This window comes from Streptomyces tritici (assembly GCF_048500665.1).
Taxonomy (GTDB): domain Bacteria; phylum Actinomycetota; class Actinomycetes; order Streptomycetales; family Streptomycetaceae; genus Streptomyces; species Streptomyces tritici.
Genome location: NZ_CP183183.1, coordinates 5,292,190 through 5,318,298, shown reverse-complemented (window position 1 = coordinate 5,318,298; position 26,109 = coordinate 5,292,190). Strand labels below are relative to the sequence as shown.

Below are 26,109 nucleotides of genomic sequence, written 5' to 3'. Positions count from 1 at the left end.
GCGGTGAACTATCTTGGGCGGAAGCGTGACACAAAGGGAGGCACCCCGTGCCATCAGATCAGCAGGCGCGTGCCCAGGCCGCCGCGATCACTCCGGGCAGACGTGACGGCGGCCGGCCGCCGTCGGCCGGCCCGGAGTCGTCCCCCGCGGACCGGGTCCGTGCCCTGTTCGGCGGCCACCGGCTGTCGCCGGGGCAGCGGCGCATCGCGCAGTACATGACGGACCACCTCACCGAGGCCGCGTTCCTGTCGATCACCGACCTCGCGGAGCGGGTCGGGGTGAGCCAGCCGTCGGTGACGCGCTTCGCGACCTCGCTCGGCTTCAGCGGCTTCCCGGCGCTGCGCGAGGCGCTGCAGCCGATCGCGCTGAGCGCGGCGGCCCGCGTCAAGGACGCGGCCGATCTGCGCGCCGACCGCGGCAACGAGCTGCAGGCAGCGGTGGACGCGGAGATCGACAACCTGGAGTCGCTGCGCCGGGTCCTCGCCGACACCGACCAGGTGCTCGACATCGGCCGGGAGCTGGCCCGCTCGATGCCGCTGACGGTGCTGGGCCTGCGGATCTCGGTGTCGCTCGCGGAGTACTTCGCGTACGCGGCCCGGCGGATCCACCCCGACGTACGCGTGGTGACGCGTGGCGGCAGCGTCTCGTACGACGCGCTGCTGCAGTCCCGCGAGGCGGGCGGCAGCTGGGTGCTGGCGTTCGCGATGCCCCGGCACGCGCAGGAGACGCTGGCGGCGCTGCGGGCGGCGCGGCGGATCGGGCTGCGGATCGCGCTGATCACGGATCTGGCGCTGGGTCCGCTGGTGGACGAGGCCGACGCGGTCTTCACGGCGGGCACGGGCTCGCGGCTGGTGTTCGACTCGTACGCGGCGCCGCAACTGGTCGCGGCCTCCCTGCTGCAGGCGATGGCGGACGCGGATCCGGAACGGACGCAGCGGCGGCTCGAGGGCTATGAGCAGGCCGCGGAGCAGCACAGCTTCTTCCTCGACGACTGAGGGCCGGAACCGGCGGGAACGCGGGGTTCACGGCCCATATTCAGGCCATCGAAGGGAATGAAATTTTTCATACCCTTGCCTTACTCAACAGTATATATATTTACTGTCCTGGACACCGGGCCTCTACCGACCCCCCTCCTCATCCGTCGGGCCCCCGGTGCCCTTTCCGCGGCGGTTCCGGTCAACCCCTGGGCCGGGACCGCCGCGCCCCTCCCTCTCGTACCCCGTCGGAACGGACAACGATGTCCCCGAGTTATTCCACCGTCGGTGCCGACTGGCCCCCGGAGGTCAGGCCCCCCGGCCACCGCGACTGGGAACGCACGGCCACCCGCTGGCTGCGCGAACTCCTGCCGGCCCGCTACGCCGGCTACTCCCCGCTCACCCGTCACCCGGTCCTGCTCGCGCGGCACGCGCAGCTCCAGATCCAGCAGGAGATCAGGACGGTTCGGGTGGCTCTGCAGACCTCGCGGGCGGAACTGCCCGCGCTCGGCGTCCCCGACCCCGTGATCGAGAACGCGATCCAGATGTACGCCGTCGAGCTGGACCATCTCGGACGGCTGGCGCGCGACGTCCGCCTCGTGACGGAGGCGCTGCGCGCGGGCGGCGCGGCCCGGGACGGCGGGCCGGCGCGTGTCGCGGTCAGGCCGCGAGCGACAGTTCCTGACGCAGCACGATCGCGTTGAGCCGGAGCGCGAACGGCACCACGTCCGCCGGCTGCAGCGCCTCGGCCCGCGCCCGGTCCACGCCGAGCGTCACGTCGATGCAGAACGCGATGGCGTACAGGTGCCGGCCTGTCTCGGCGTCCTGCAGGGCGAAGAACAGGTCACGGTAGTAACTGGTGCGGTCGGGGCCCTCGTCGTAGTACGAGAGCCCCGGCGCGCCCTCCTGGGCGGCGAGCCCGGTGAACGCGCGGACGAGCTCCTGCTCGACGGTGCCCCAGAAGCCCGCCTCGGCGAACTCGGCGGGCAGCGCCTGCCGCACGGCCTCCTTCAGGGACATCACCATCACCATGACGGGGGCGTGCTCCTGGAGTCCCCAGCCGCGGACCATCCGCACGATCTCGCTGTCGGGGACGGCGGCGGCCGCCGCGTGGATGTGCTCGAAGTCGAAGTCCACGGTGGCCGGGGCGATGGCCTCCTGGAACAACCGGTCGACGGCGCGGGCCTGTTCGAGGTGCTCCTCGCCCACCTCGATGACGGTCCTGAAACTCGCGGCCATGCGTCCTCCTGCGGGTACGGCTGCGGTGCAGCGGTGATCGGGAGCGGTCAGTATGCCGATCACCCGCGCCGCCCGGCACCGCCGTCCCGCGCTACGGACGGGTCGCCCGGCCGGACGACGCCCGGCCCTTCCCGGCGACGCCGCCCCTTCCCCACGTCCCGACGCGCCGTCAGCCTCGGTCGGGCGCGTGCAGGGTCGCCTCGCCCGTGACCGTGATGCCGACGCGGTCGCCGGGGCGGGCCGGAACGGGGCCCGGGGCGCGTACCGTCAGCGGCTCGTCGAGCCCGTCGACCGCTACGGCCAGGAGGGCGTCGTGGCCGAGGAAGCGGACGTCGGTGACGGTGCCCTCGGCCTGGGCGGTGTCCGCGTCGGTGATCCGCAGCTGTTCGGGGCGGAGCAGGACGGTACCGGCCTTGAGGCCGGCGGGCGCCGGGCCGAGCGGGAGGGTGCCGAGGGCGGTGCGGACGGCGTCCCGTTCGGCCTCGCCGGGCAGGAAGACGGCGTCGCCGACGAAGGAGGCCACCCACGGGTCGGCCGGCCGCCGGTACAACTCCTCCGGGGCGGCGCACTGGGCGACCCGGCCCTCGCGGAGCACGGCGACCAGGTCGGCCGTGGACAGCGCCTCCTGCTGGTCGTGGGTGACGAGCACGGCGGTCGCGCCGGTGGCCCGCAGCACCGCGCGGACGTCGGCCCGCACGGTTTCGCGCAGGCCGGTGTCCAGGGCGCTGAACGGCTCGTCGAGCAGCACGAGCTGGGGTTCGGGAGCGAGCGCGCGGGCCAGCGAGACCCGCTGCTGCTGGCCGCCGGACAGCTCGTGCGGCATGCGGTCGCCGTAGCCGGCGAGCCCGACCAGCTCCAGGAGCTCGGCGACCCGCGCCCGCTTCGCGGCGCGATCCGCCCCCCGGAGCCCGAAGGCGATGTTGCGGGCCACGCTCAGGTGCGGGAAGAGCGCGCCCTCCTGGGGCACGATGCCGATCCGCCGCCGCTCGGGCGGCAGATGGACGCCGGGGCCGCCGAGGAGCCGCCCGGCGACGGTGACGGTGCCCGCGTCGGCGCGCAGGAAGCCCGCGACGACCCGCAGCAGCGTGGTCTTGCCGCAGCCGGAGGGCCCGAGGACCGCGGCGAGGGCACCGCCCGGCACGGTGAGGTCGAGACCGTCGAGGACCGGCGCGCCGGGCCCGTACGCCTTGACCGCGCCGGCCACCTGGAGGTCGCCGGCCGCCTGGAGGTCGTTCATGAGCGGTGCCTTCCGAGGAGGTAGGAGGGGACGGCGGCCAGCAGGATCAGCGCGGCGGCGTACGGGGCCGCGGCGGCGAACGAGCCGCTGCCGGTCTCCGTCCACAGCCGGGTGGCCAGGGTGTCCATGCCGGTGGGGCGCAGGAGCAGGGTGGCCGGGAGTTCCTTCATGCAGACGACGAAGGTCAGGGCCGCGCCGGCCGCGATGCCGGGGGCCGCGAGCGGCACGGTGACCTCGCGCAGCACGCCGAACGGCGTGCGGCCGAGCGAGCGGGCGACGTCGTCGAGGACGGGCGGCGCCTGGAGCACGGCGGCCCGGGTGGCGGCGACCGCGACGGGCAGGAAGAGCACCGCGTACGCGCAGATCAGCAGCGGCGTCTCCTGGTACAGCGGGCGCGCGTAGCGCACGGCGAAGAAGACCATGGCGAGCGCGACGGTGATGCCGGGCACGGCGTGGCCCGCGTACGCGGCCTGTTCGAGCAGGTGGGCGAGCCGGCCGCGGGAGCGGGCGGCGATCACGCCGACGGGCAGCGCCAGCGCCGTGGTGAGCGCCGCGCCGCCGGCGGCGACGCCGAGGGTGGCGAGCGCGGTGGAGGTGAGTCCGGCCGGGTCCCAGGTGGCGGAGGTGCCGACGGTGAGCCAGTAGCCGAGGACGGCGAGCGGGAAGCCGACGGCGGCGGCGACGAGGCCGCCGCACCAGGCGAGGGCCGCCGGCCGCCACCGGCCGAGGGCCGCGGGAACGGCGCGGCGCGCGGTGCCGGTCCCGGTACGGGCGTAGTCGGCGCGGCCGCGGGAGCGCGTTTCGGCGTACACGAGCGCGACGGTCATGACGACGAGCACGGCGCCGAGCGCGGCGGCCGGGGTGCGGTCGAAACTGGCCCGGTACGAGGTGTAGATGCCGAGGGTGAAGGTGTCGTACCGCATGAGCGAGACGGCGCCGAAGTCGGAGAGCACGTACAGCGCGACGAGCAGTCCGCCGCCGGCCGCGGCGGGCCGCAGCTGCGGCAGGGTGACGCGCAGGAAGGTGCGCAGGGGGCCGTGTCCGAGGGACCGGGCGACCTCCTCGTGCCCGGGGTCGGTGCCGCGCAGCGCGGCGGCGACCGGCAGGTACACGTACGGGAAGCTGGCCAGGGTCAGCGCGAGCGCGGAGCCGGTGTAGCCGGCCAGGGAGGGCGCGGCGGACAGCCAGGCGAAGGCGGTGACGTAACTGGGCACCGCCAGCGGCAGGGTGACGAGCACGGACCAGGCGCGGGCGCCGGGCAGGGCGGTGCGGACGGTGAGCCAGGCCAGCGAGACGCCGATGACCAGGCAGGCGGCGACGACGGTCACGGTCAGGGCCAGGCTGCGCAGCAGCAGTTCGCCGGTGCGGGCGTCGGCGACGACGTCCCAGGCGTAGGCGGGGCCGCGTTCGAGCGCGCGCACCGCGAGGTAGCCCAGCGGCAGCACCGCGAGGAGGGCCGCGGCCGTGGCGGGGACGATCAGGATCCACCCGGGGCGGCCTCCGGCGCGCCGCCGCCCGGCGGGCGCGGGGGCGCTCGCCGGGCGGGGGTCGCGACGGGCCGGGGCGGAGCGCTCCGGTGAAGTCACGTCAGACCAGTCCGACTTCCTGGAGCATGGCCAGGGTCTGCTTGAGGGAGTCCAGCTTGCCGAGGTCGATCTTCGGCGGCTGCAGGCTCTCCAGCGGCGGGACGCCCTCGGCGCTCTTCACGCCGGCGGCCAGCGGGTACTCCTTGGTCTCCTGGGCGAAGTACTCCTGCGCCTCGGCGGAGAGGAAGTAGTCGGCGGCCTTCTGGGCGAAGGCGGCCTGCTTCGTGTCCGCGCCCTTGAGGATGCCGACGCCGGCGACGTTGACGAGGCCGCCCGGGTCGCCCTTGGGAAGGTAGTGGATCTTGGCGGTGAGCTTGCCGGCGCCCTTCTCGGCGGCCTGCTCGTACCAGTAGTAGTGGTTGACCAGGCCGAGCGCGACCTCGCCCTTGTCGACCGCTTCGAGGACCTTGAGGTTGTTCTCGTACTTCTTGGGCGCGTTGGCCTTCAGGCCCTTGAGCCAGGTGCGGGCGGCGTCGTCGCCCTCCAGGACGCGCATGCCGGTGACGAAGGCCTGGAAGGAGGCGTTGGTCGGGACGAAGCCGATCTTGCCCTTCCACTCCGGCTTCACCAGCTCGTGGACGCTGTCCGGCGGGGTCGGGACCTGGCCCGGGTGGTAGGCGAGCACGCGGACCCGGCCGCTGACGCCGACCCAGTCGCCGGCCGCGCTGCGGTGGGCGGCGGCGACCTTGTCGAGGGTGGTCTGCGGGAGCTTGGCGAGGCGCTGTTCGGTGGAGAGCGCGCCGAGGGCGCCGGCGTCCTGGGAGAGGAAGAGTCCCGCCTCGGTCTTGTCGCCCTCTTCGAGGAGCTGGGCGGAGAGCTCGGCGCTGTCGCCGTAGCGGACCTCGACGTTCGCGCCGAGGTGCTTCTCCAGCTTCTCGATCAGCGGCTTCACGAGGTTCTCGTTGCGGCCGGAGTAGATGACCAGGTCGGCCGGTTCGTCGCTGCCGCAGGCCGCGAGCGCCGGACCGAGGAGGACGGCCGCGGCGAGCGCGGTGAGGGTGCGGACCAGGGGGCGGCGCATGGGACGGGGGTGCCTTCCTGAGGAACCAACAGATACGGGCATTAATAAGGTAAAGCTAACCTAAGGTCAAGTCATCCGGCATAACGAACGCGTCGCGAACAGGCATCCGGAATGGACTCCCCCTCTTCTCGATCAGGTTAGCCTTACCTACGATGCGCGCGTGACGCTGCTCCCCTCGCCGCCCGCCCGCGGCAGTCTGCTCCCGCTCGCCGCCGGCCTCGCGCTGCACGGCGACCGCACCGCCGTGCTCACCGCCGGCGGCTCCCTGACGTACCGGGAGCTGGCCGCACGCGTCGCCCGGACGGCGGAACGGCTCGGCGCCGGCCGCCGCCTCGTGCTGCTGCCCGGCGCCAACGACGTGGAAGCGCTCGTCGTCCATCTGGCCGCCCTCGCCTCGGGGCACCCGGTGCTGCTCGTGCCCGGCGACCACCCCGAGGCCGTCGCCGCGCTCACCGAGGCGTACGACCCGGACGTCGTCGTCCGCCCCGGGCCGGGCGAGTGGCGGGTCGAGGAGCGCCGGGCCGGCTCCGCGCACAGCTTCCACCCGGACCTCGCGCTGCTGCTCAGCACCTCGGGCTCCACCGGCTCCCCCAAGCTGGTCCGGCTCTCGTACGACAACCTCCAGGCGAACGCCGAGTCCATCGCCGCGTACCTGGGCATCCGGGAGTCCGACCGGGCCGCGACGACCCTGCCGATGCACTACTGCTACGGCCTGTCGGTGCTGCACAGCCACCTGCTGCGCGGCGCGGGCCTGGTCCTGACGGGCCTGTCCGTCGCGGACGCCTGCTTCTGGGAGCTGTTCCGCTCCGCCGGCGGCACCTCCCTCGCGGGCGTCCCGTACACCTTCGACCTGCTCGACCGGGTCGGCTTCGCCGACATGGACCTGCCGCGGCTGCGGTACGTCACCCAGGCCGGCGGCCGGCTCGCGCCCGAACGCGTCGTCCGCTACGCCGAGCTGGGGCAGCGGCGCGGCTGGGACCTGTACGTGATGTACGGGCAGACCGAGGCGACCGCCCGGATGGCGTACCTGCCGCCCGAGCGGGCCACCACCCACCCCGGCGCGATCGGGATCCCGGTCCCCGGCGGCTCGTTCACCCTCGAACCGCTGCCCGGCGAGGACACCGCCCCCGGCGTCGGCGAGCTCGTCTACTCCGGCCCGAACGTCATGCTCGGCTACGCCCGCACCCCCGACGACCTCGCGCTCGGCCGCACCGTCGACGTGCTGCGCACCGGGGACCTGGCCCGGCGCACCGAGGACGGGCTGTACGAGATCGTGGGCCGGCGCTCCCGCTTCCTGAAGATCCTCGGCCTGCGGATCGACCCGCAGCAGGTGGAGTCCATGCTCGAACGGCACGGGGTGCGGGCGCTGTGCGCCGGCGACGACGAACGGCTCGTCGTCGCGGCGGTCCGCCGGCCCGGCTGGGACGTACGGCGGATCCGGCGGCGGATCACGGAGGAGTGCGGGCTGCCGGCCCGGGCGGTCGACGTGCACCTGGCCGACGAACTGCCCCGGCTGGGCAACGGCAAGCCGGACTACACGGCGGTACGGGCGCTGGCCGGGCGCGAGCAGGCGCCCGCCACGGACGGCGGCGGCGCTTCCGGCTCCGGGGGCGCGCCGGACTCCGGCGGCGCCTCGGCCGAGGACCTGTGCGCCCTGTACGCCCGGATCCTGGACCGCACCGACGTCACCCCGGACAGCTCGTTCGTGGGCCTGGGCGGGGACTCCCTGTCGTACGTGGAGATGTCGGTGCAGCTGGAGGAGCGCCTCGGCCACCTTCCGCCCGGCTGGCACACCGCCCCGATCCGCGACCTGCGGCGCTCCGCCCGCCGCCGGCGTGCCATGGAGACGAGCGTGGCGCTGCGCGCCGTCGCCATCGTCTGCGTCGTCGGCACCCACATCCGGCTCTTCGAGATCCGCGGCGGCGCCCATCTGCTGCTCGCCGTCGCCGGGTTCAACTTCGCCCGCTTCCTGCTCACCTCCGACGAACGCCGCGACCGGATGCGGCGCACCGGACGCGGGATCGCACGCATCGCGCTGCCGTGCATGGCGTGGACCGCCTTCGCGCTCCTGGTGAGCGACGACTACGACCTGAGCAACCTGCTGCTCGTCCACAACCTGCTCTTCCCGCAGGCCATGGGGTCGGGCATCCATCTGTGGTTCGTCGAAGCGCTGGTCTACATCCTGCTGACGATGCTGCTGCTCCTCGCGGTCCCGGCCGTCGACCGGGCGGAGCGCCGCTTCCCGTACGGGCTTCCGCTCCTGCTCGCCGGCCTCGGACTGCTCACCCGCTACGAACTGGCCGGGCTGCCGGACCGGACCCGGATCACCGACGCGGTCACCGTCTTCTGGCTGTTCGCCCTCGGCTGGGCGGCGGCCCGGACCCGCACCGTGTGGCAGCGGCTGCTGGTCACGGTCGCCGGACTCGCGACCGTGCCCGGTTTCTTCCCCGGCGAGCCGCGCCGCGAGGCGTTCGTGATGGCCGGGTTCGCGCTCCTGGTCTGGTTCCCCACGCTGCCGAGCAGCCGCCCGCTCAACCGGCTCGGGGGCCTGCTGGCGGGCAGCTCGCTGGCGATCTACCTGACCCACTGGCAGGTGTACCCGCTCTTCGACCAGATCTCCGAACCGCTGGCCCTGGCGGCGTCGCTGGTCTTCGGCGTGGCGTACGCGTGGGCCGTGGCGGCCCTGATCCGGTACGTCCCGGAGCGGTTCCCGCGGGCCGCGGCGGCCGTCAGACGCGTGCCAGGGTCGCTGCTCCGAAGGAGACGTCGAAGCGGTCGCACCAGATGCTGACGCTGCGGAAGGCGGACCAGTCGAGGTCGGCGGGCAGCGGGTAGTTCTGGTCGCCCTTGTTGCCCTTGAGCGCCGCGACGTTCGCGTAGGCGCCGTCGTCGAAGACGCGCCAGCCGGCCGTGCCCTCCTTGACCGGGGCGTCGCTCAGCCAGACGCGCAGATCCGGGCCGTTGCTGGTGTCGAGGCCCTCCAGGCGCAGGGTGTGGCTGCCGTCGGCGAGGCGGACGACCTTGGCGGTGCCCTGGGTCCGGTGCTCGTGGCTGATGAAGGTGCCCTGGGCGACGGTGACGGGACCGGCGGGCGGGGTGGCGGCGGGCGGGGTGGTGCCCGTGCCGGAGGGCGGGGCGCTCGGGGCCGGCGAGGCGCTCGGCGCCGGCAGGGACTCGTTCACGGTCTCGTCGACCCACAGCGCCCAGGGCTTGAACCACACCAGCCCCGCGGCCACGACCACCGCCGCCGCCACGGCGACGACACCCCACCACTTCTTCGCCACGCGCCCCACGGCGCACCTCCTCACGACCGCTGCCTTCTCCTGAGCCATCCAACGCGGGGCGGGGGCGGACGGGAAGGGGGGACGGGATGACGGAAGTCTTACGGCGCGCCCGGCCCATGACATGCTGCGGCGGTGCGATTGAGCGATGGAACGAACAGCGTCGACCTCCGCCCGCTGCGCTACCAGTTCCCCGTGGTCTGCGGGAACCCCTGGGACGACAACTGGCTGATCATCGGCGGTTCGGTCACGACGCCCGAGGGCCGGTGGTCCTTCGCCGACCCCTGCCTGCTGACCGACGAGGCGCGTACCGTGGCCGCCTGGCTGCGGGGGGCGGCGGCGGGGACCGTTCCCGTCACGGGCCCTGACGACGGTTCTTGGTGGCCGGACGACCTGTTCGTCGAGCCCGTCCTCGGGTTCGGCGTCGCCGCCCGGGACGAGGAGGCGGTCGTGATCCGGGTCCACCTGTCCCTGGAGGCGGCACCGCCGTGGCAGCGGGGCGACGCCAAGCCGGGCCTCTACCAGTACTGGGTGGGGATACGGCTCGGCACGGCCGCGCTGCTCCGCGCCGCCGAGGAGTGGGAACGGTCCCTGGAGCCCTTCCCGAGCCGCTCCTGACCCGGCTCTCCTCAGCCGGAGGCGGCCGGCAGGGTGAGTTCGAAGCGGCAGCCGCCGGGGACGTTGCGGACCTCCGCGCGGCCCGCGTGGGCCTCCACGATGCCGCGGACGATGGCCAGGCCGAGGCCCGCGCCGGCCGGGGGCGTACGGGCCTCGCTCCCGCGCCAGCCGGTGTCGAAGACGCGCGGCAGGTCCTCCTGGGGGATGCCGCCGCAGCCGTCGGTGACGGACAGGACGACCGTGCCGGCGCGGCGTGCGGCGGCGACGGCGACCGTGCCGTCGGCCGGGGTGTGCCGGATCGCGTTGACGAGGAGGTTGGCGAGGACCCGCGTCATCTCCCTGCCGTCCACCTCCACCGGCACCGCCTCGACCTCCTCCCCCACCAGCCGCACGCCGTGCTCGCGGGCCAGCGGATCGGCGCCGCTCAGGGCGTCGCCGACCAGGTCGTACACCGAGACCCGGGCGGGGCTCAGGGCGAGCGCGCCGGCGTGGATGCGGGACAGTTCGAAGAGGTCGGCGACCATGGCGGTGAGCCGTTCGACCTCGGTGCGGATCTGCCGGTGGTACCGGGCGGGGTCGGCGGCCACGCCGTCCTCCAGGGCCTCCGCCATCGCCCGCAGCCCGGCGAGCGGGGTGCGCAGGTCGTGCGAGATCCAGGCGACCAGTTCGCGGCGGGACGCCTCCAGCGCGCGTTCGCGGCTGCGCGAGGCGTCGAGCCGGGCGCTGGTGGCGGCCAGTTCGCGGGTGAGCGCGGCGAGTTCGGCGGTGGTGGCGGCGCCGTCCGGGGCGGAGAAGCCGCCGCCCTCGCCGAAGTCCCGCGCGGCCAGGGCGAGGGCGCGGCTGCGGGCCACGACCCAGCGGCCGAGGACGAGCGCGGTGCCGAGCGAGACGAGTCCCGCCATGGCGGCGACGACGGTCACCACCCACAGGTCGTGGGCGGACAGGAACATCGCCTCGGCGACGGCGAGGGTGCCGGCGAGCATCGCGGTCACCGTGACCGCCGCGACGACCGCCAGCGACACGGCGACGGAGCGGTGGCGCACGAGGCGCAGCACGAGCGCGCCGACGAGGCCGGCGCAGACGGCGCCGCCGAGCGCGAACAGGGCGATGAGCAGCAGGTCCCTCACGGCGTGGCCTCCTCGCGGTCCTCCGGCTCGAACCGGTAGCCCACGCCCCACACCGTCCGGATGAGCCGGGGGCGGGCCGGGTCGTCCTCGATCTTGGCGCGCAGCCGCCGTACGTGGACGGTGACGGTGGACAGGTCGCCGAAGTCCCAGCCCCACACCCGGCGCATCAGGTCCTCGCGGGTGTGCGCGACGCCCGGCCGTTCCATGAAGTACGCGAGGAGGTCGAACTCCCGCAGGGTCAGCGCGAGTTCGCGGCCGCCCCGGACGGCCCGGCGGGTCGCCGGCTCGACCGCCAGGTCCCCCGCCCGCAGCGCCGGACGCGCGGCCGGCGCGTCCGCCCGCCGGGTGCGGCGCAGCACGGAACCGACGCGCAGCACCAGTTCGCGCGGGCTGAAGGGCTTGGTGACGTAGTCGTCGGCGCCGACCTCGAGGCCGGTGATCCGGTCCTCCTCGCCGGCCCGCGCGGTGAGCATGATCACCGGTACGGGTCCGGACTCCCGCAGCCGCCGGCACACTTCGAGCCCGTCCAGGCCGGGCAGCATCAGGTCCAGGACGACGAGGTCCGGCCACCGCTCCCCGGCCCGCCGCAGTGCCTCGTGCCCGTCACCGGCCAGGTCGACGGCGAACCCGCCCCGCTCCAGGTATCCGGCAACCACCTCGGCCACGGTCGGATCGTCCTCGACCACCAGGATCCGCCCCGACCGCTCCCCGGCCTCGCATTCGCTCATGCCGCCCAGGGTCGCACCCCGCACCGCCCGACCGCCGCCCGGTACGGGCCGGCGGCCGCTGCGACGGGGGAAACCACCACGGCGGCTGCGACGTGGGGAAAAACCCACCAGGAAGTCTCGACCCAGGTGCGATGCCCCCGAAGTGCGCCCACGCCCCGTGAGGAAGGTATGGATCACGACACGGAAGCCGATGTCGAATCGACATCGGATAAGAAGTGACACATGCGACACACGCGTTCACCTGCCACCCGACCGCGACAGCCCTCTCGCACCGCCTCCCGACCTTGACAGCCGCCGTCGAGCAGATCTTGAATCCGAATCGATTCGAATTTCACTTCGCTCAGGAACGGAGAGGGCCCGGCCGGCCCGTCACCTCATGATTTCGACCACTTTCACCGAACTGTTCGGCGTCGACCACCCCATCGTGTGCGGCGGCATGACCGGCGTGGGCACGGCGGACCTCATCTCCGCGGTGGCCGACGCCGGGGCCCTCGGCTTCCTGACCGCCCTCACGCAGCCCACTCCGGAGGCGCTGGCGCGGGAGATCGAGCGCTGCCGCGAGATGACCGACCGGCCCTTCGGCGTGAACCTCACCATCCTGCCGACCCTCACGCCGGTGCCGTACGCGGAGTACCGCGCGGCGATCATCGAGAGCGGGATCAAGGTCGTGGAGACCGCCGGCAGCAACCCGGCGGAGCACGTGACGGCCTTCAAGGCCGCGGGCGTCAAGGTGATCCACAAGGCGGTGGCCGTACGGCACGCCCTCAAGGCGCAGAAGCTCGGCGTCGACGCGGTCAGCATCGACGGCTTCGAGTGCGCGGGGCACCCCGGAGAGGAGGACATCCCGGGCCTCGTCCTGATCCCCGCCGCGGCACGGCAGTTGGAGACCCCGATCATCGCCAGCGGCGGTTTCGCGACCGGCAGCGGACTGGCCGCCGCCCTCGCGCTCGGGGCCTGCGCCATCAACATGGGCACCCGGTTCGTCGCCAGCGCGGAGGCGCCGGTGCACCGGAACGTCAAGGACCAGATCGTCGCCAATGACGAGCGGGCCACGCAGCTGGTCTTCCGGGAGTTCGGCAACACCGGCCGGGTGGCCCGCAACGCGATCTCCGAGGAGATCGTCGCCCGCTCGCGGCGCCCCGGAGCCGTCTTCGCGGACGTCGCCGAGCTGGCCTCCGGCGTGCGGGGCCGCACCCGCGTGCTCCAGGAGGGGCAGATGGACGACGGTCTGTGGTGGGCGGGGCAGGCGCAGGGGCTCATCGAGTCGGTCGCGACCTGCGAGGAGATCGTCAGCGGCATCGTGGCCGACGCCGAGAAGATCATCGGCCGGCTCGCCGACCTGCGCGGCTGACCCGCGCCCCCGACACCCCACGCACCTCGGACCCCTCAGAAACGGGAGCGCGCCCGCATGGCATGGACCACCCTCGACCACGGCATCGAGGACGGCATCCTCACCGTCACCCTCGACCGCCCCGACCGTCTCAACGCCTTCACCCCGACGATGGCCGGGGAACTCGAACGGACCTTCACGGAGGTCAACGACAACGACGACGTGCGCGCCGTCATCGTCACCGGAGCCGACGCCGGCAAGGCGTTCTGCGCCGGCATGGACCTCGGCTCCGAGGGCAACGTGTTCGGCCTCGACGAGTCGCGCACGCCCACGCTCGCCGACATGGCCGATCTGGCCGGCCCCGGCATCAGCCGGGTCCGGGACACCGGCGGCCGGGTCACGCTGGCGATCCACGCCTGCCGCAAGCCCGTGATCGCCGCGATCAACGGCGCCGCGGTCGGGATCGGCGCCACCATGACGCTGGCGATGGACGCCCGGCTGATGTCGACGACCGCGCGCTTCGGCCTGGTCTTCGGCCGGCTCGGCATCACGCCGGAGGCCGTCTCCACCTGGTTCCTCCCGCGCCTGGTCGGCATGCCCAGGGCGCTGGACCTGCTGTACTCGGCGGAGATCCTCGACGCGCAGGCCGCCGCGGCCGCCGGCCTGGCGGACGAGGTCCACGACCCCGGCCTGCTCCTGAGGCGCGCCCGCGAGCTGGCGGACCGCTGGACGCTCGGCCGGTCACCCGTCTCGACCGCGCTCATCCGTCAGATGACGTACCGTCATGCCTCGCTGGACCGGCCGGAGGACGCCCACCGGGTCGAGTCCCTGGCCATGTTCTACGCGAGCATCGGCGACGGCGCCGAGGGCGTGGCCGCCTTCCGGGAGAAGCGCTCCCCGGAATTCACCAGCCGGGCGTCCGCGATGCCGCCGTTCTACGACGACTGGCTCGCCGCCGCCGACCGTCCCTGAGGCAGGCCGACGAGGTACCCGCCCTGCTCGTGGCACGTACGAGCAGGAGCCGGACCGGCCGCGGGCCGGCTAGCCGGCGGCGGGCCGGCTAGCCGGCGGCGGGGCGGCTAGCCGGCGGCGGGGCGCGGCGTCGGGCGCGAGGACAGCGCGCGGGCGAGGTCCAGGACGCTGAGGGCGAACATCACGACGCCCAGCGGGACATGGAGCGAGGGCACGTGGGCGACGCCCAGAGCGACCTGCGCCGAGGCGAGGAGGAGGAAGCCGGTGGCGTACAGGGCGGGACGGGACGACCCGCCGCCCTTGCGCCAGGCGAGGACCGCGGCGACCAGGTACAGCATGGTGGCCGCGTACAGCACCTTCGATCCGACGTCGTGCATCAGATAGCCGTGGGACGAGTTCAGCAGCATGCCCGCGGTGACCGCCTGGAAGAACAGGCACAGGCTCTGCAGCGCGACCGCGACCTCGGTGAAGGTGAGGCCGCGCTTGGTGCCGTTCGTCCGTGTGCTCATGGTGTGCGTTCTCCTCCGTCGTCTTCATGGGTCCGCCCACAAGACACCGGCCGCCCGACACCCGTAACAGGATGTGAGGCGCTTCACAACGCACCGGCGGCGACACGAACGGAACTTGGAGCGCAGTACCCGCGCTCAGTGCTCGCAGAGGGAGAACTCGCGTTCGTAGACCTGCTCGTTGTGCTCGTCGACGAAGAACTTGCGTTCCTTCATCAGCTCCTCGCGGTACGCCTTGGCCTGTTCGAGCGTCATGGTCGAGGTCTCGGACCAGGGCTGCTGCGGGGGCACGTCGGAGGTCGAGACGAGCCTCGCCGACGGGTCGACCAGGAAGAACGCCAGAATCTTGCGATGCCCCGGACGCGTGGGATCCGCGAGGCGGAACGGTTCGACGCGGTGCTGCAGGACGTTCGGGAACGCCAGACAGCGGCCCGCCGGGGTCGACGCCGACCCCAGCACCTGGCTCAGCGCCTCCTCGTTCTCCAGCCCGTAGACCTCCCGCACCCCGTTGTCGTCGTTCTGCTCGTAGTCGGGGTCGTCGAGGGCCGCCCGGAAGCTCAGCCGGCTCTCGGTGATGTTCTCGCTGTCCCAGTAGGAGATGCCGGTCGAGACGATCCGCTCGTTCAGCATCCCCTCGACGTGCCAGGAACCGCCCGGGTACTCGGGCTTCTCCGGGGTGAGATGGATGGTGGCGAGCTTGACGATGACCTGCAGGTCCCGGCCGCGCAGGTCGACCCGGGCGGCCGCGTCGGGCACCTCGGGCGGCGTGAACTCCGGGGCGTCGGGGACGACCGGAAGGCGGTTCTCCCACCAGTCGTCCTGGGCGGTCTCCCACTCCCTCACGGCCTTCGCGTAGGCCTCGTCGTCGCCGTACGAAGACTTGTCCGGGTACTCCGGCTCCGAGTCGTACCAGTCGTAGGGGTCGGGCTGGATCCGCAGCGGCCGCGGATGGCGCAGATCCGTGAGCACGTTCTCCAGCAGCGGGCGGAAGCGCGCGAACAACTCCGGCAGCACGGCGGCGAGTTCGCGGTGCTTCTCCGGATGCACGTTGTTGACGTACGAGCGGAAGGCGACGTCACCGTCCCCGCTCACCTCGACATCGGTGGGCAGCCACTGGAACTTCTCCGAGAACTCGTACGTCGAGTAGCGGTCCGTCGGGTTGTCCCAGGCCCGCTCGGGCTCGCCGCTCACGCCGCGCACCAGGCAGAACAACGACGGATGCACCAGGTCCAGCACCTGGCCGTCGGACCCGGGATGCCAGTCCTGCTCCGCCTCGGGAACGTCCTCCAGAACCCGGACCGCCTCCCGCAGCCGGGCCCTGAGCGCCTCGTCGACCAGCGCGTCCGACTGCCACACCCCGTCGACGGCGGACACCTCGACACCGGTCCGCGCGTCCCGCAGGGCGGCGTAGTGCGCGAGCTCGTCGAGCACGTAACGAACCTGCGCCTCGGTCAGCCCCTGGTCGACCGCCTCCCGCGTCCACCGGGCCACGATGCCGGCGTCGTTCCTCTTGTCGAACCACCCCGGCTTCGAGCGGATGTGCGCGCTGCACTGCATCATCTGAAGTTCCCGCAACGTCCGCGGTGCCGCGAACGCGAGCGAACGCGCGGTCCGAAACGGCAGCGGAAAAGCAGACAGCCCAGTCAATTCTCAGGTCCCCCCAGTAGACAAGCGGTGCCGCGAAGGCTACTTCACCCCACCGACACCACCGGACCCGAGGACCCGCGGGCGGGCGGTCACCCCTCGGACGCGTCCTCCTGGTGCGGACCGGGCGAGACGCGCAGCTCCAGGGGCCGGTACTCGTTGAAGTCGTCCGCGTGCTCGACGACGAAGCCGGCGGACGTCAGGATCGCCGCCATGGCGTCCCGCATGGCCCGCCCCGTCAGACCGTGATGCAGGACGGCCGGATCGGAGAGATCGCCGCGCAGCAACGCCCCTGACGAGGCGTCCACCAGCGACTGATGCGCACGCCAGGCCACGAACACCCGGTCCACACCGTCGCCTTCGTCCTCCACCACGACGTCGGCCCCGCTCCGGAAGCGCTCGTCGACGGTCATGTGCGGCACCGCGAGCGGCAGCCCCGCGGCCGCCAGTTCGTTCCTCACCTGAGCAGCAAGGGCCTGCGCATTCACCATGACGCGTGTGTCCATCCCCTCTGTCGGCACCCGGACGCGGAGAACCGCCCGTGACATGCGACGACCGCCCACCGGCGGAACCGGTGGGCGGTCGGTGGCTGAGGCAGGTCAGACTACCTGGCCCGGCCGGTGTTCTGTGCGTAGCGGTAGATCATGCCCATGAGCAGCTGCTTGGAACTGCCGTTGAGCAGCTTGGCCACCTCGGGGTCGGGGTGGTCGGACCAGGGCACCGAGTAGGTGATCCTCACGCCCGGGTTGTTGTCGAGCAGTTGCCCGATGCAGTTGTTCTGGTTGGGGCCGCAGGGCTGCCGCTCGGTGTACAGCTCGTCCACGACGTCGCCGTCCTTGAGCTGGCCGAGGATGTCCTCCTCGGCGTGCTTCCCGGTCCGGGGATTGCTGACCCCCGTCAGGACACGGCCGTCCCTCAGCCGGGCCGCGGCGACGTTGCTTCCCTGGATCACGCCGGAGTTGGGTGCGAACCGGCGCTCGGCGGCCGCCCTCGGCAGGCCGTCGGATCCGTAGTCGACCTGCTCACCACACTGGTTGTGGACGAGGACGGGGATGCCGCCCGCGACCACGTAGTAGTTGTGGTCGCCCTCGACGGTGAGGTTGTGGACCCTCTGGTGCCGTTCGGAGCGGTCGATCGCCGTGACCTGGACCCAGACGCCCGAGGACGTGCGCAGCCAGCTGCCCGGTGCGAGATCGCCGGCCTTGACCCATCGTCCGGCGTCCGGCAGCCAGTAGAGGTGGTCGGCGGTGGACGTGATCTCGCCCTGCACCTCCGCGGTCTTGCCGGAGGCCTTGACGGTCAGGGTGACGAGGCGCTTGTCGCCTTCGTTGCTGCGCGGCTCGCTGACCCTCCGTACGCGGGTGTCGCCGCTCTCCACGTCCGTGGCCCGGACCAGGTCGCCCGCCCGGAGGTCCTCGATGGCCTTGGTGGAGCCGTCGGCCATGAGCACCTGGGTGCCCGGGACGAAGCTGTTGCGCACCGGGCAGCTCGGGGCTTCCGGTTCGTCCTTCTTGGGCGTCGACGGGCCGTCGGGCTCGTCCGCCTTCGGCTTCGGCGGGGTCGCCGCGTCCACCGCGTTGTCGGCGGCCTTGCGGGTGTCGTTGGCGGCGTCGGCGGCGTCGAGCCCCTTGTCGACGTACCGTCCCGCCTTGATGGCGGTGGCCCCGTAGCCCGCCAGCGGAATGGCGGAGCTCAGCGATAGTGCGGCGTCGACGTAATTGCCCTCGGCGGCGTACCAGATGCCGTTGGCGACGTCCGCGACCTCGCCCACCACCGGAATGAGTCCGACGACGTCCAGCGCAGCGTGTCCGATGTCCGACAGCGAGAGGCCGAAGAGGTGGCCGTCCAGCTCGACGAAGCTGATCGGGTTGCCGCCCGCGAAGGAGTAGCGGTTGCCGGTGAACGGGTCGGTGGCGAGCGCCATGTCGGCCAGCGCGCCGCCGTACATGTCGCGCGTGAGGAAGCGGTTCAGGCCCGGGTCGTAGTTCCGGAAGCCCATGTCGTACGTGCCCGACCCCTTGTCGTAGCGCGCTCCGTTGAAACGGAAGGCGTTGTACGACTCCTTCGCCGGGTTGCCCGCCTCCGGCTTGTCGGCACCGGTGAACTGGGACGTGTCGTCCGAGCCGTAGGCGGTGTAGCCGTAGGTGGCCCGGGTGCCGCCGTCCTCCTTCGTGATGGCCTCGATGTCACCGCGGGGGCTGGTGGTGTACTGCGAATACTCCTTGCTTCCGTCCTCCTTGTGCTTGATCTGGGTGGCCTGCTGACCGGAGGGCAGGTACTGGTACGACTTGTCGACCTTGCCGTTCAGCTCCTCGCGCAGGACCTGGCTGTCCATCCCGAGGTAGGTGAAGACGGTCGTCTTCGGATCGGTGCCGGAGACGGTCTGCGAGACGGTCCGGTCGAACGGGTCGAAGACGAACGACGTGGTCGAGGCCGACGCCCCGGTGCCCGACGTCGTCTTCACCGTGCGGTCGAAGCCGTCGTAGGAGTACTTCTCGACGGTCTGGCCGCCGGCGCTGACGGTGTCCAGCCGGCCGAGCGGATCGTAGTTGTAGGTCGAGGTGATCCCGGCCGCCGTCGAGGACAGCAGACGGTTGCGGTCGAAGCGGTTGGTCGTGGTGACCTTCCCGACCGTCTGCTCCACGACGTTGCTGTTGCGGTCGTAGGCGTACGACTCCGTGGACGGGTCGTCACCGCTCTTGGTGACCTTGGCGATCCGGTCCTGGGGGTCGTAGTCGAAGGTGTACGTGTTGTTGATGTACGCCGCGTTGTCGTCGGCGTTCATCAGCTTCAGCACGTCCTTGGAGCGATGCCCGTTGAGCGAGTACTCCAGGTCGTGCTGGGCGACGACCGTGCCGTCCGCCTTCTTCTCGACGGACTGCTTGACCGATCCGTCGAGGTAGTAGGTCATGTCGAGCGTGTTGCCGTTGGGCTTGGTCTGCCTGAGCAGCTGCCCCCGGGCGGTGTAGGTCATCGTGGAGACCTGCTGATTCCCCGCGGTGGGCGAATCGGCGTTGGTGACCCTGGTGACCATGTCCCGGGCGTCGTACTCGATCTTGGACCAGGTCAGGTCGTGCGTCGAGGTGACGGGGTTGCCGACCTCGTCGTAGGTCAGGGCCGTGGTGTTCTTGACCGTGCCGGCCGCGACCTCCTCGACCTTGCTGATCCGGCTCAGCTCGTCGTAGACGATCCGGTACGTGTCGATCTTGGCCCCGGGCGAGTTGTCCTTGACCTCGATCTTGTTGCCGTTGGCGTCGTAGGCGTAGGTGAAGTCCTTCTTCTCGTTGTCCGTGTCACCCGCGTGATAACGCACCAGCTTCACCGCGTCGGCGAGGACGGTGCCGTTGGCCTGGTCGGTCAGCGTGACCTTCTGCGGGCCGTCCTCGACGAACGCGTAGCTGCCCAGGGAGACCCAGGTGCCGGTGTTCTGCGTCTGGTCGACCGTCCTGGTGGCGCTGCCACCGCTGTGGTCGACCTTGAACCTGGCGTCGCTCGCCGCGCCCGTCACCTTCGGATGACGTACGAAGACCTCGTACGTTCCGTCCTGGGGGATGTTGAGCTGCCAGTTGAACTGTGCCGTCCCCGTCCCCGCGGGGTGTGCGTAGGTGTCGTAACCGTGCTGCTGCTCGGCCTGGACGCGCGACCAGTCGCCCTGGATCGCCGTGTTGTTGAAGTCCGAGCTGTCGACCAGAACGCCGTGGTTGCCGACGGGGATGCCGTTGTCGGAGCGGGCCTTCTGGTTGCCCGACAGGTAGTAGTCCCAGGTGAGGGTGCGCTGCTGGGAGCCACCGGCCGAGGTGAGGGTGCTCTTCGTCTGCTGGCCCGCCTCGTTGTAGTCGTAGGACGTGGTGATGTCCCACGGGTCCTTCGAGGTCTTGGTCCAGCCGTTGTCGAAGTAGCTGTACTCGGTGACGTTGCGGACGGTCTGCCCGTCGGAGGGCGGAGCCGAGACGGAACTGAGGTTCCCGACCGCGTCGTAGAAGTAGAACGTGCTGTCCGGAGTGCCGTAGCGGGCGTCGTCCTTGTCGAAGGGCGAGCGCTCCTCCTTGACCCGGTTCAGCTCGTCGTAGACGGTCTCGGCCGTGTAGTCCGTGGTGTCGTCGGTGGTGGCGACCCCACGGGGGCTGATCGTCTTGGTCCGGTTGCCCACCTCGTCGTACTCGTACTTGGTGGTGCGGTAGGTGACGGTGCCGGAGGCGTCCTTGCTCACCGGGAGCCTGGACTCGACCAGGGCGCCGCGCTCGTCGTACGTCGAGAGCGACTCGTTGCCCTCGGCGTCCGTCCGGCCGATGAGGAGGCCGTCCTTGTCGTACCGCGCCGAGGTGGACTTGCCGAGCGCGTCGACCGTCCTCACCAGGCGGTGGTTCAGGTCGTACTCGTACTTCGTGGTGAAGTCGTCGGGGTCCGCGGTCGCCCGCTTGCGCGCGTCGACGACCTTGACGACGTTGCCGACCGAGTCGTACGTCGCCGTCGTCGTGTAGCCCTTGGCGTCGGTGATCTCCACGGGCTGGTAGACGGCGTCGTACCGGGTCGTCACCGTGAAGTCGCCCACGGTGGGCGTCTCGTTGCCCTTGGGGGTCGTGACCGTGAGGACGTGACCGGCCTTGTCGTACGTGTGGGTGGTCTTCCGCGGCGCGTCCGTCGGCTCGTCGCCCGGCGCCGTCGACTCGACGACCTGGTCCGTCTTGTCGTACACCGAGGTCGACACGGACCCGTTCGGCGCCGTGACCTTCGTGATGTTGTCGTTGGCGTCGTAGACCGGCGCCGGCGTCGTGATGAACACGCCGCCCGCCTGGTCCTTGGGCTCCCTCTTCTCCAGCGGGCGGCCGAAGACGTCATAGGTCTGGGTGACCTGCGCGCCCTTGGCGTTGACCACCTTGGTGACATTGCCCCGGACGTCGTACGCGAAGGTCGACGCGTTGTTCAGCGCGTCCTTGATCGTCGCCGGGTAGCCGACGGGCTGGAAGTCGCTGTTGACCGTCGCGTGGCCGTTGGCGTCGATCGACCTCGTCAGCTGGCCGTACGTGTCGTACTCCGAGGTGGACGTGTAGTCGCCCGCCGTGGTGGTCGCCACGCCCTTCGGGTCCGTGACCGAGGTCAGGTTGCCGCGGGTGTCGTGGCCGAACTGCCAGGTGCGGCCCTCCGGGGACGTCTTCCGGAAGAGGTCCGCGATGTGGCCGTTCAGACCGGTCGCGTACGTGAAGGTCGTGGCTGCCGTGCCGTTCTTGTTGGCCTCGGCGTCCTTCTGCTCCAGCGGGTAGCCGGTCTTCGGATCGTAGATCCAGGTGGACACCGATCCGTCGGCCGCTTCGAGGCGGGTGACGTTGTTGTCGGCGTCCCAGGCGACCTTGGTGGTCTCCGACTTGGCGTTGGTGATCCGGCTCGCCCGGCCGTACCCGTCGAGCGCCTGCGTCGTCGCGCGGTTCTCGGCGTCCGTGACCTCGGTCTCGATGACCGAGCCCGCCGTGCCGTCCGGGTCCGTGTAGACGTACCCGGTGTCGCCGCCCAGGCGGTCGGTGATGGTCTGGGTGTTCCAGTGGAACTTCGGGTCGTCGCCCTCGCTCGGGTAGTAGTAGTCCAGCGAGGTCGAGTTGCGGCGCGGGTCGGTGACCCGGACCAGCTTCGCGTTCTTGTTGCCCTGGGTCGCGTCGTAGACGAAGGTGAACACCTTCGGCTGCGACGAGCCCGCACCGTCCGTCAGCTCGCCGAGCAGGCCCTTGTCGCTGTAGACGAACGCGAGCCTGCGGCCCGAGATGTCCGTCATCGAGCTGACGTGGTCGACGATCTTCGGGTTGGTGAGGTTGGTTCCCGTGACCTTCGAGCCGGTGTCGTCGATGTACGGGTACGACTGGCCCTTGGTGTAGTACTCCACCGTCAGGGTCTGGCGGCCCGTCGGGTCGGTGATGTACTTGAGGAACTTCGTCGGCTTGTTGTTGGACCTGCGCTGCTCGTAGGTGTAGGTCTGCGTGTTGCCGTTCTTGTCGACGATCGACGTCAGGTGACCGTCGCAGTCGAAGAAGAACTGGGTCCGGTCCGGCCGGGTCAGCGACCAGGCTTTCGGGTCGCCGTCCTTGTTCGGGACGCAGTCCGTGCCTGCGCCCCGCTGGAGCAGGTAGTGGACGCCCGCCGGGGCCTTCCACGTGCCGTCCTGCTGCTTGCGGAAGACGTGCTCGGTTCCGTCGCCGTCGGGCAGCGTCACCTGGGTCGGGTCGGGCTTCGGGTGGAAGTCCAGCGCCGCGCCCAGCCGCAAGGGCATGGCGGCCTGCGCCGACCAGCCGTGACCGAGGACGGTGTCCGAGGTGTCCTGCGAGTTGTACGCGAAGCGGACGAACGTCGACAGGCCGCGGCCGGGGTTGTTGAAGGCGTTGTACTGCCAGATCGTGTTGCCCGCGTACAGGTTCGTCATCAGCGTGGAACCGGCGCCGGTGTTCTTGCCCGCGTACGAGTAGAACTTCTCCAGACCCAGCTGGTTCGACGTCGGGTCCTCGGTGCGGACGTTCTGCGCGAGCGGCGGGATGTTCTCCGTGGCCGACAGCCAGGTCCCCGTCGTGGTGTTGCGCAGGTCCCACTTGAGGATGTGGTCGAGCCTCTTGTTGCCGGACTCCGAGTTGACCGGCGCCTTCAGCGCGGCCTGCACGGTGACCGTGTCACCCGGGTACAGGTCCTTCGGCAGCGCGGTCAGCAGCTGGTTGCCGCCCGTGGTGGCGTCGGTGCCGTCCGGGAGGGACCAGGTGTAGGACAGTTTGTGGTCCGCGGCCCGCCACACGGCGGTGGTGGTGTTGGTCAGCGTGACGTCGACCGTGTACTGGTCGCCGGGGATCACGCGCGCCGGCGTGTACGGCGCGAAGTACGTCGAGTCCGTCGACTTGTCGATGTACGTGACCACGAGCTGCGGCCGCAGCTGCGGCTCCTCCGCCTCCGAGGAGAGGAAGAGGGTCCGCTCCTGCGGGCCGGTCGCCGACTCGTCCTTGAGCCGGATCGCCACGCCCTTGTTGGTGGCCGGGTCGGAGACCCAGCCCTGCGCGAGCGAGGTGACGTACCAGCTCTGCCGCGCCGGGTCGTTGGTGACCGTGCCGACCGTGTCGGCGACCGCGGCGTCCATGTCACCGCCCGCCGTCGTCCACGCGCTGGTGGAGGTGGCGTTGTTCCACGACGCGGTGGCCTCGTCGAAGTCCTTGGTCAGACCGTGGGCCTCGTAGATCGCCCCGGCGCTTCCGGTCGTGGTCGTGGTGCCCCACAGGTCGAGCTGGGCTTCCAGCACACGCGAGGTGGCGGGGATGCCGGACACCGGGAACTTCAGCAGGGCGCGCGTCCTGCCGTACGTGCCGCTGTTGTTGCCGACGGACAGCCACGGACGGGCGATGCCCGAGTCGGAGAGCGTGTCGTGACCCGTGGTGGGCTGCGCCGACGACAGGGTGGTGTCGGTTCCGGTGCCCTGGAGGACGACCGTGGTGCGGCCGGCCTTGGGCAGCTTCACGATCTGGGTCGGCGCGGGAACGACCTGGCCGTCCTTCGTCTTCACCGCGACCATGTAGTAGAAGACGTTGCCGAAGGAGTCCGCCGAATCGGCGGGCGTCGGCGTGGCCGTAGAGTCCGTGAACGCGGTCAGGTCCTTCGACACCGGCGCGACCAGGGTCTGCGCGGACGGCGTGAAGGTCTGGTACACGCTGCGGTGGACCTGGTACTCGACGATGTCGTCGCCGTCGGCGGTCGACGGGTCGGCGTACGCGGACCAGTCGAGCTCGGCGCCGGTGGCGTGGATGACCTGTGGCGCGTCCAGCGTGACACCGGGCCGGCCCCAGGTGAGGACCAGCTTCGGGAAGTTGGCGACCTCGCCCTTGTAGGCGTATTCGGCGGCCTCGTACCGCGGACCGCCCTTGGGGCCGTTGGCGCTCTCGTCCCCGGCCTTCACGACGAAGCCGTGGTTGGCGTTCGTGCCGTCGATCCAGGACTGGACGGTCTTGGTGACGCTGAAGGAGTGCCAGGTGTTGGACTCGTTCGGCTTCTTGGTGACCACACCGCCCTTGGTCAGCCGGACCGCGTCCGCGATGACCGAGGTGGTGGAGGAGGCGGGGGCGTCTCCCAGGACGACCTTGCCCAGGGTGCCCGCCTTGAACGGGTGGCTGCCCAGGGTCTTCCACACCCCGCCGCCGCCGGCGGCCTGATCGACCGTGTAGGTCTTGCTGCCGCCGTCGTAGGTGACCGTGTACGGCGCGCTGGTCGCGCGGTCGGACGCCGGGACGTAGTGCGCCTCGACCTGGTAGGTGCCGTCCTCGGGGAGGTTCGGCTGCCAGGTGTACGAGTCGCCTGCGATCGTGTCCTTGTTGTAGCGGTAGTCCTGGCCCACCGCGTGCTGCGTGTACGTGGTGTTGGTGGAGGCGGGCCAGGCACCCCTGGCGGCCGTGGTGCCCGTGTCCCCGTCGTCGACCACGACGGAGGTGCCGGACAGCTCACCGGTGATGCCGTTGGCGTTGTTCCAGGTCGCCGTGGTCTCGTCCCAGGCGGCGGTCGCCCGGTGCGCCTCCAGCTGGACCTCGGTGCTGCCGGTGGTGTGCGTCTGGTCGAAGTAGAGCTTGAGGTCCGCGGAGTCCAGCTTGGTGCCGGCCGGGACGCTGCCGAGCGGGAACCTCAGCAGGGCCCGGGAGGAGCCGGTGGCGGTGTTGCCGACGGAGAGCCGCCAGTTGCCGTCGTAGTTGCTGGTCGGCCCGTCCGAGGAGATCATCACGTCCTGGGACTGGCTTGACGTGGGTGAGATCGAGAGGGTCGGGTCGACGACCACCGGGTACTGCCGCTCGGGGGCGGCCAGCCACGCGGCGTCGGGCCGCAGGCGGATGCCGTACGCGCCCTCCTTGCCGGTGAGCTGCTGCTGCACGGCATCGGAGGAGGTGGTTCCGTAGGCCGAGCGGTCGTCCCTCTTCGCGTCCGTCATGAACGGGGCCGGAATGACCAGTTCGGGCTGGGACGGACCGGAGCTCTCGCTGAAGAGGACGATCGAGCCGTTCCTCTGCTGCTTCGCCTCGAGCCCGTGGGTGGTGAGGGTGAAGTCGTACTGCGGAGCGGCTTGGGGCCGCCCGTTCAGGACGATGCCTTCCTTCACCGTGCCGTGGCCGATCGTGTACGTCAGATCCGCGCCGTTCAGGGCGTCGCGGTAGGTGACGACGTTGCCGGCGACGACCGGGACGAGTTTCTTCGCCGTCCCACCCTTGATGCCGATCGCGACCCAGTGACCGGGGTCGATCTCGAAGCGGACGAGCTCGGCGGGGTTCTCACCGAAGTACGTCCGGGCCACGTTGGTGGTGTTGGCGTGCCGGAAGCCCTCGCGGCCGGTCGGAACGACCGCCGTGTCGATGGCCTTCCACTCCTTGTCCTTGCCCTTGCCCGCGCCGTAGTGGGTGGCCACGGTGGAGACCTCGGCCTGGACGCGTCCGTCGGACAGCTGCCAGTAGCGGGCGCTGGGCGTGCGCCGCTCGGTGAGTTCCTTCACCCGCTTGGGGGCACCGGCGGCCTTCCCCCGGGGCAGGTGCTCATGGCTGGGCACCGCGGTGTCGGGAAGCCGCGGCGGTTCGGCGTCCTGCTCGTCACCTCCCCACCAGTCCTTGATCGCGTCGAATAACCCTGGGCCGTCGCCCGGCGCGGCAAAGGCTGGCTGCGGGACCCCCGTGGCAAGGAGCGCCACCATCCCGCTGATCGCCACGAGCCGCCTGGCTCTTGGTCGGTACATCGGATTCCCTCTCGGAGCCTTTCGACCGCCGACTGGCGGACGACAGCGCCGAGTTATACAAGCGCTCGACGGTGACATGTCAAGCGCCGAGAAGTAGGAGTCATATCCGACTTATGCCGACCCCA

At 71.4% G+C, this 26,109-nt stretch carries 17 protein-coding genes; 6 read left to right on the top strand and 11 right to left on the bottom strand.

Features of this window, described 5'->3' with window-relative positions; genetic code table 11:
- Positions 1-47 precede the first annotated feature (47 nt).
- Both ACNJ93_RS24615 and ACNJ93_RS24610 read left to right on the top strand, forming a co-directional pair.
- Positions 48-995 (top strand): MurR/RpiR family transcriptional regulator, encoded by a 948-nt coding sequence (locus ACNJ93_RS24615; RefSeq protein WP_418959603.1) that lies wholly within the window; start codon positions 48-50, stop codon positions 993-995.
- Positions 996-1,237: 242 nt separating this feature from the next.
- On the top strand, positions 1,238-1,678 hold the full coding sequence (locus tag ACNJ93_RS24610) for a hypothetical protein (protein ID WP_418959602.1): 441 nt from the start codon (positions 1,238-1,240) through the stop codon (positions 1,676-1,678).
- Here ACNJ93_RS24610 and ACNJ93_RS24605 read toward each other — a convergent pair.
- From ACNJ93_RS24605 to ACNJ93_RS24590, 4 genes are all read right to left on the bottom strand, one after another.
- Positions 1,635-2,213 (bottom strand): Type-2Aa cytolytic delta-endotoxin, encoded by a 579-nt coding sequence (locus ACNJ93_RS24605; RefSeq protein ID WP_418959601.1) that lies wholly within the window; start codon positions 2,211-2,213, stop codon positions 1,635-1,637. The genes ACNJ93_RS24610 and ACNJ93_RS24605 overlap by 44 nt on opposite strands.
- A gap of 169 nt (positions 2,214-2,382) precedes the next feature.
- The gene (locus ACNJ93_RS24600; RefSeq protein ID WP_418959600.1) at positions 2,383-3,450 is read right to left on the bottom strand and encodes an ABC transporter ATP-binding protein; all 1,068 of its coding nucleotides are present in this window, start codon (positions 3,448-3,450) and stop codon (positions 2,383-2,385) included.
- Entirely contained in the window at positions 3,447-5,036 is a 1,590-nt protein-coding gene (locus ACNJ93_RS24595) for an ABC transporter permease (RefSeq protein ID WP_418959599.1), read from the bottom strand. The genes ACNJ93_RS24600 and ACNJ93_RS24595 overlap by 4 nt, the downstream gene beginning before the upstream one ends.
- 1 nt (position 5,037) lies before the next feature.
- Entirely contained in the window at positions 5,038-6,057 is a 1,020-nt protein-coding gene (locus tag ACNJ93_RS24590; protein ID WP_418959598.1) for an iron ABC transporter substrate-binding protein, read from the bottom strand.
- A gap of 160 nt (positions 6,058-6,217) precedes the next feature.
- Here ACNJ93_RS24590 and ACNJ93_RS24585 point away from each other — a divergent pair, with 160 nt between their 5' ends.
- On the top strand, positions 6,218-8,848 hold the full coding sequence (locus ACNJ93_RS24585; RefSeq protein ID WP_418959597.1) for an AMP-binding protein: 2,631 nt from the start codon (positions 6,218-6,220) through the stop codon (positions 8,846-8,848).
- Here the strand turns inward: ACNJ93_RS24585 and ACNJ93_RS24580 are convergent.
- Positions 8,787-9,350, bottom strand: coding sequence for a DM13 domain-containing protein (locus ACNJ93_RS24580; RefSeq protein ID WP_418959596.1), 564 nt, complete (start codon positions 9,348-9,350; stop codon positions 8,787-8,789). The two genes, ACNJ93_RS24585 and ACNJ93_RS24580, sit on opposite strands and share 62 nt — an antisense overlap.
- Positions 9,351-9,473: 123 nt before the next feature.
- Here ACNJ93_RS24580 and ACNJ93_RS24575 point away from each other — a divergent pair, with 123 nt between their 5' ends.
- Complete coding sequence (locus tag ACNJ93_RS24575; protein WP_418959595.1) at positions 9,474-9,956, top strand: hypothetical protein; 483 nt, start codon at positions 9,474-9,476, stop codon at positions 9,954-9,956.
- 11 nt (positions 9,957-9,967) lie between these two features.
- Here ACNJ93_RS24575 and ACNJ93_RS24570 read toward each other — a convergent pair whose 3' ends face one another.
- Positions 9,968-11,083, bottom strand: a complete 1,116-nt coding sequence (locus ACNJ93_RS24570; RefSeq protein WP_418959594.1) for a sensor histidine kinase — start codon at positions 11,081-11,083, stop codon at positions 9,968-9,970.
- Positions 11,080-11,811 (bottom strand): response regulator transcription factor, encoded by a 732-nt coding sequence (locus ACNJ93_RS24565; RefSeq protein WP_418959593.1) that lies wholly within the window; start codon positions 11,809-11,811, stop codon positions 11,080-11,082. The genes ACNJ93_RS24570 and ACNJ93_RS24565 overlap by 4 nt, the downstream gene beginning before the upstream one ends.
- 376 nt (positions 11,812-12,187) lie before the next feature.
- On the opposite strand from ACNJ93_RS24565, the gene ACNJ93_RS24560 reads away from it, so the two are divergent.
- Positions 12,188-13,162, top strand: a complete 975-nt coding sequence (locus ACNJ93_RS24560) for an NAD(P)H-dependent flavin oxidoreductase (protein ID WP_418959592.1) — start codon at positions 12,188-12,190, stop codon at positions 13,160-13,162.
- Positions 13,163-13,219: 57 nt separating this feature from the next.
- Positions 13,220-14,113: a crotonase/enoyl-CoA hydratase family protein gene (locus ACNJ93_RS24555; protein ID WP_418959591.1), complete on the top strand. Its 894-nt coding sequence runs from the start codon at positions 13,220-13,222 to the stop codon at positions 14,111-14,113.
- Between the two features lie 107 nt (positions 14,114-14,220).
- Here ACNJ93_RS24555 and ACNJ93_RS24550 read toward each other — a convergent pair whose 3' ends face one another.
- The 4 genes from ACNJ93_RS24550 to ACNJ93_RS24535 all read right to left on the bottom strand — a co-directional run bounded on the left by ACNJ93_RS24550 (position 14,221) and on the right by ACNJ93_RS24535 (position 25,984).
- Positions 14,221-14,622, bottom strand: coding sequence for a hypothetical protein (locus ACNJ93_RS24550; protein ID WP_418959590.1), 402 nt, complete (start codon positions 14,620-14,622; stop codon positions 14,221-14,223).
- Positions 14,623-14,757: 135 nt separating this feature from the next.
- Positions 14,758-16,266 (bottom strand): DUF4246 domain-containing protein, encoded by a 1,509-nt coding sequence (locus ACNJ93_RS24545; protein WP_418959589.1) that lies wholly within the window; start codon positions 16,264-16,266, stop codon positions 14,758-14,760.
- An 89-nt stretch (positions 16,267-16,355) separates the two neighbouring features.
- Positions 16,356-16,754 (bottom strand): hypothetical protein, encoded by a 399-nt coding sequence (locus tag ACNJ93_RS24540; RefSeq protein ID WP_418959588.1) that lies wholly within the window; start codon positions 16,752-16,754, stop codon positions 16,356-16,358.
- Between the two features lie 113 nt (positions 16,755-16,867).
- Positions 16,868-25,984 (bottom strand): DNRLRE domain-containing protein, encoded by a 9,117-nt coding sequence (locus ACNJ93_RS24535; protein WP_418959587.1) that lies wholly within the window; start codon positions 25,982-25,984, stop codon positions 16,868-16,870.
- Between the last annotated feature and the right edge of the window lie 125 nt (positions 25,985-26,109).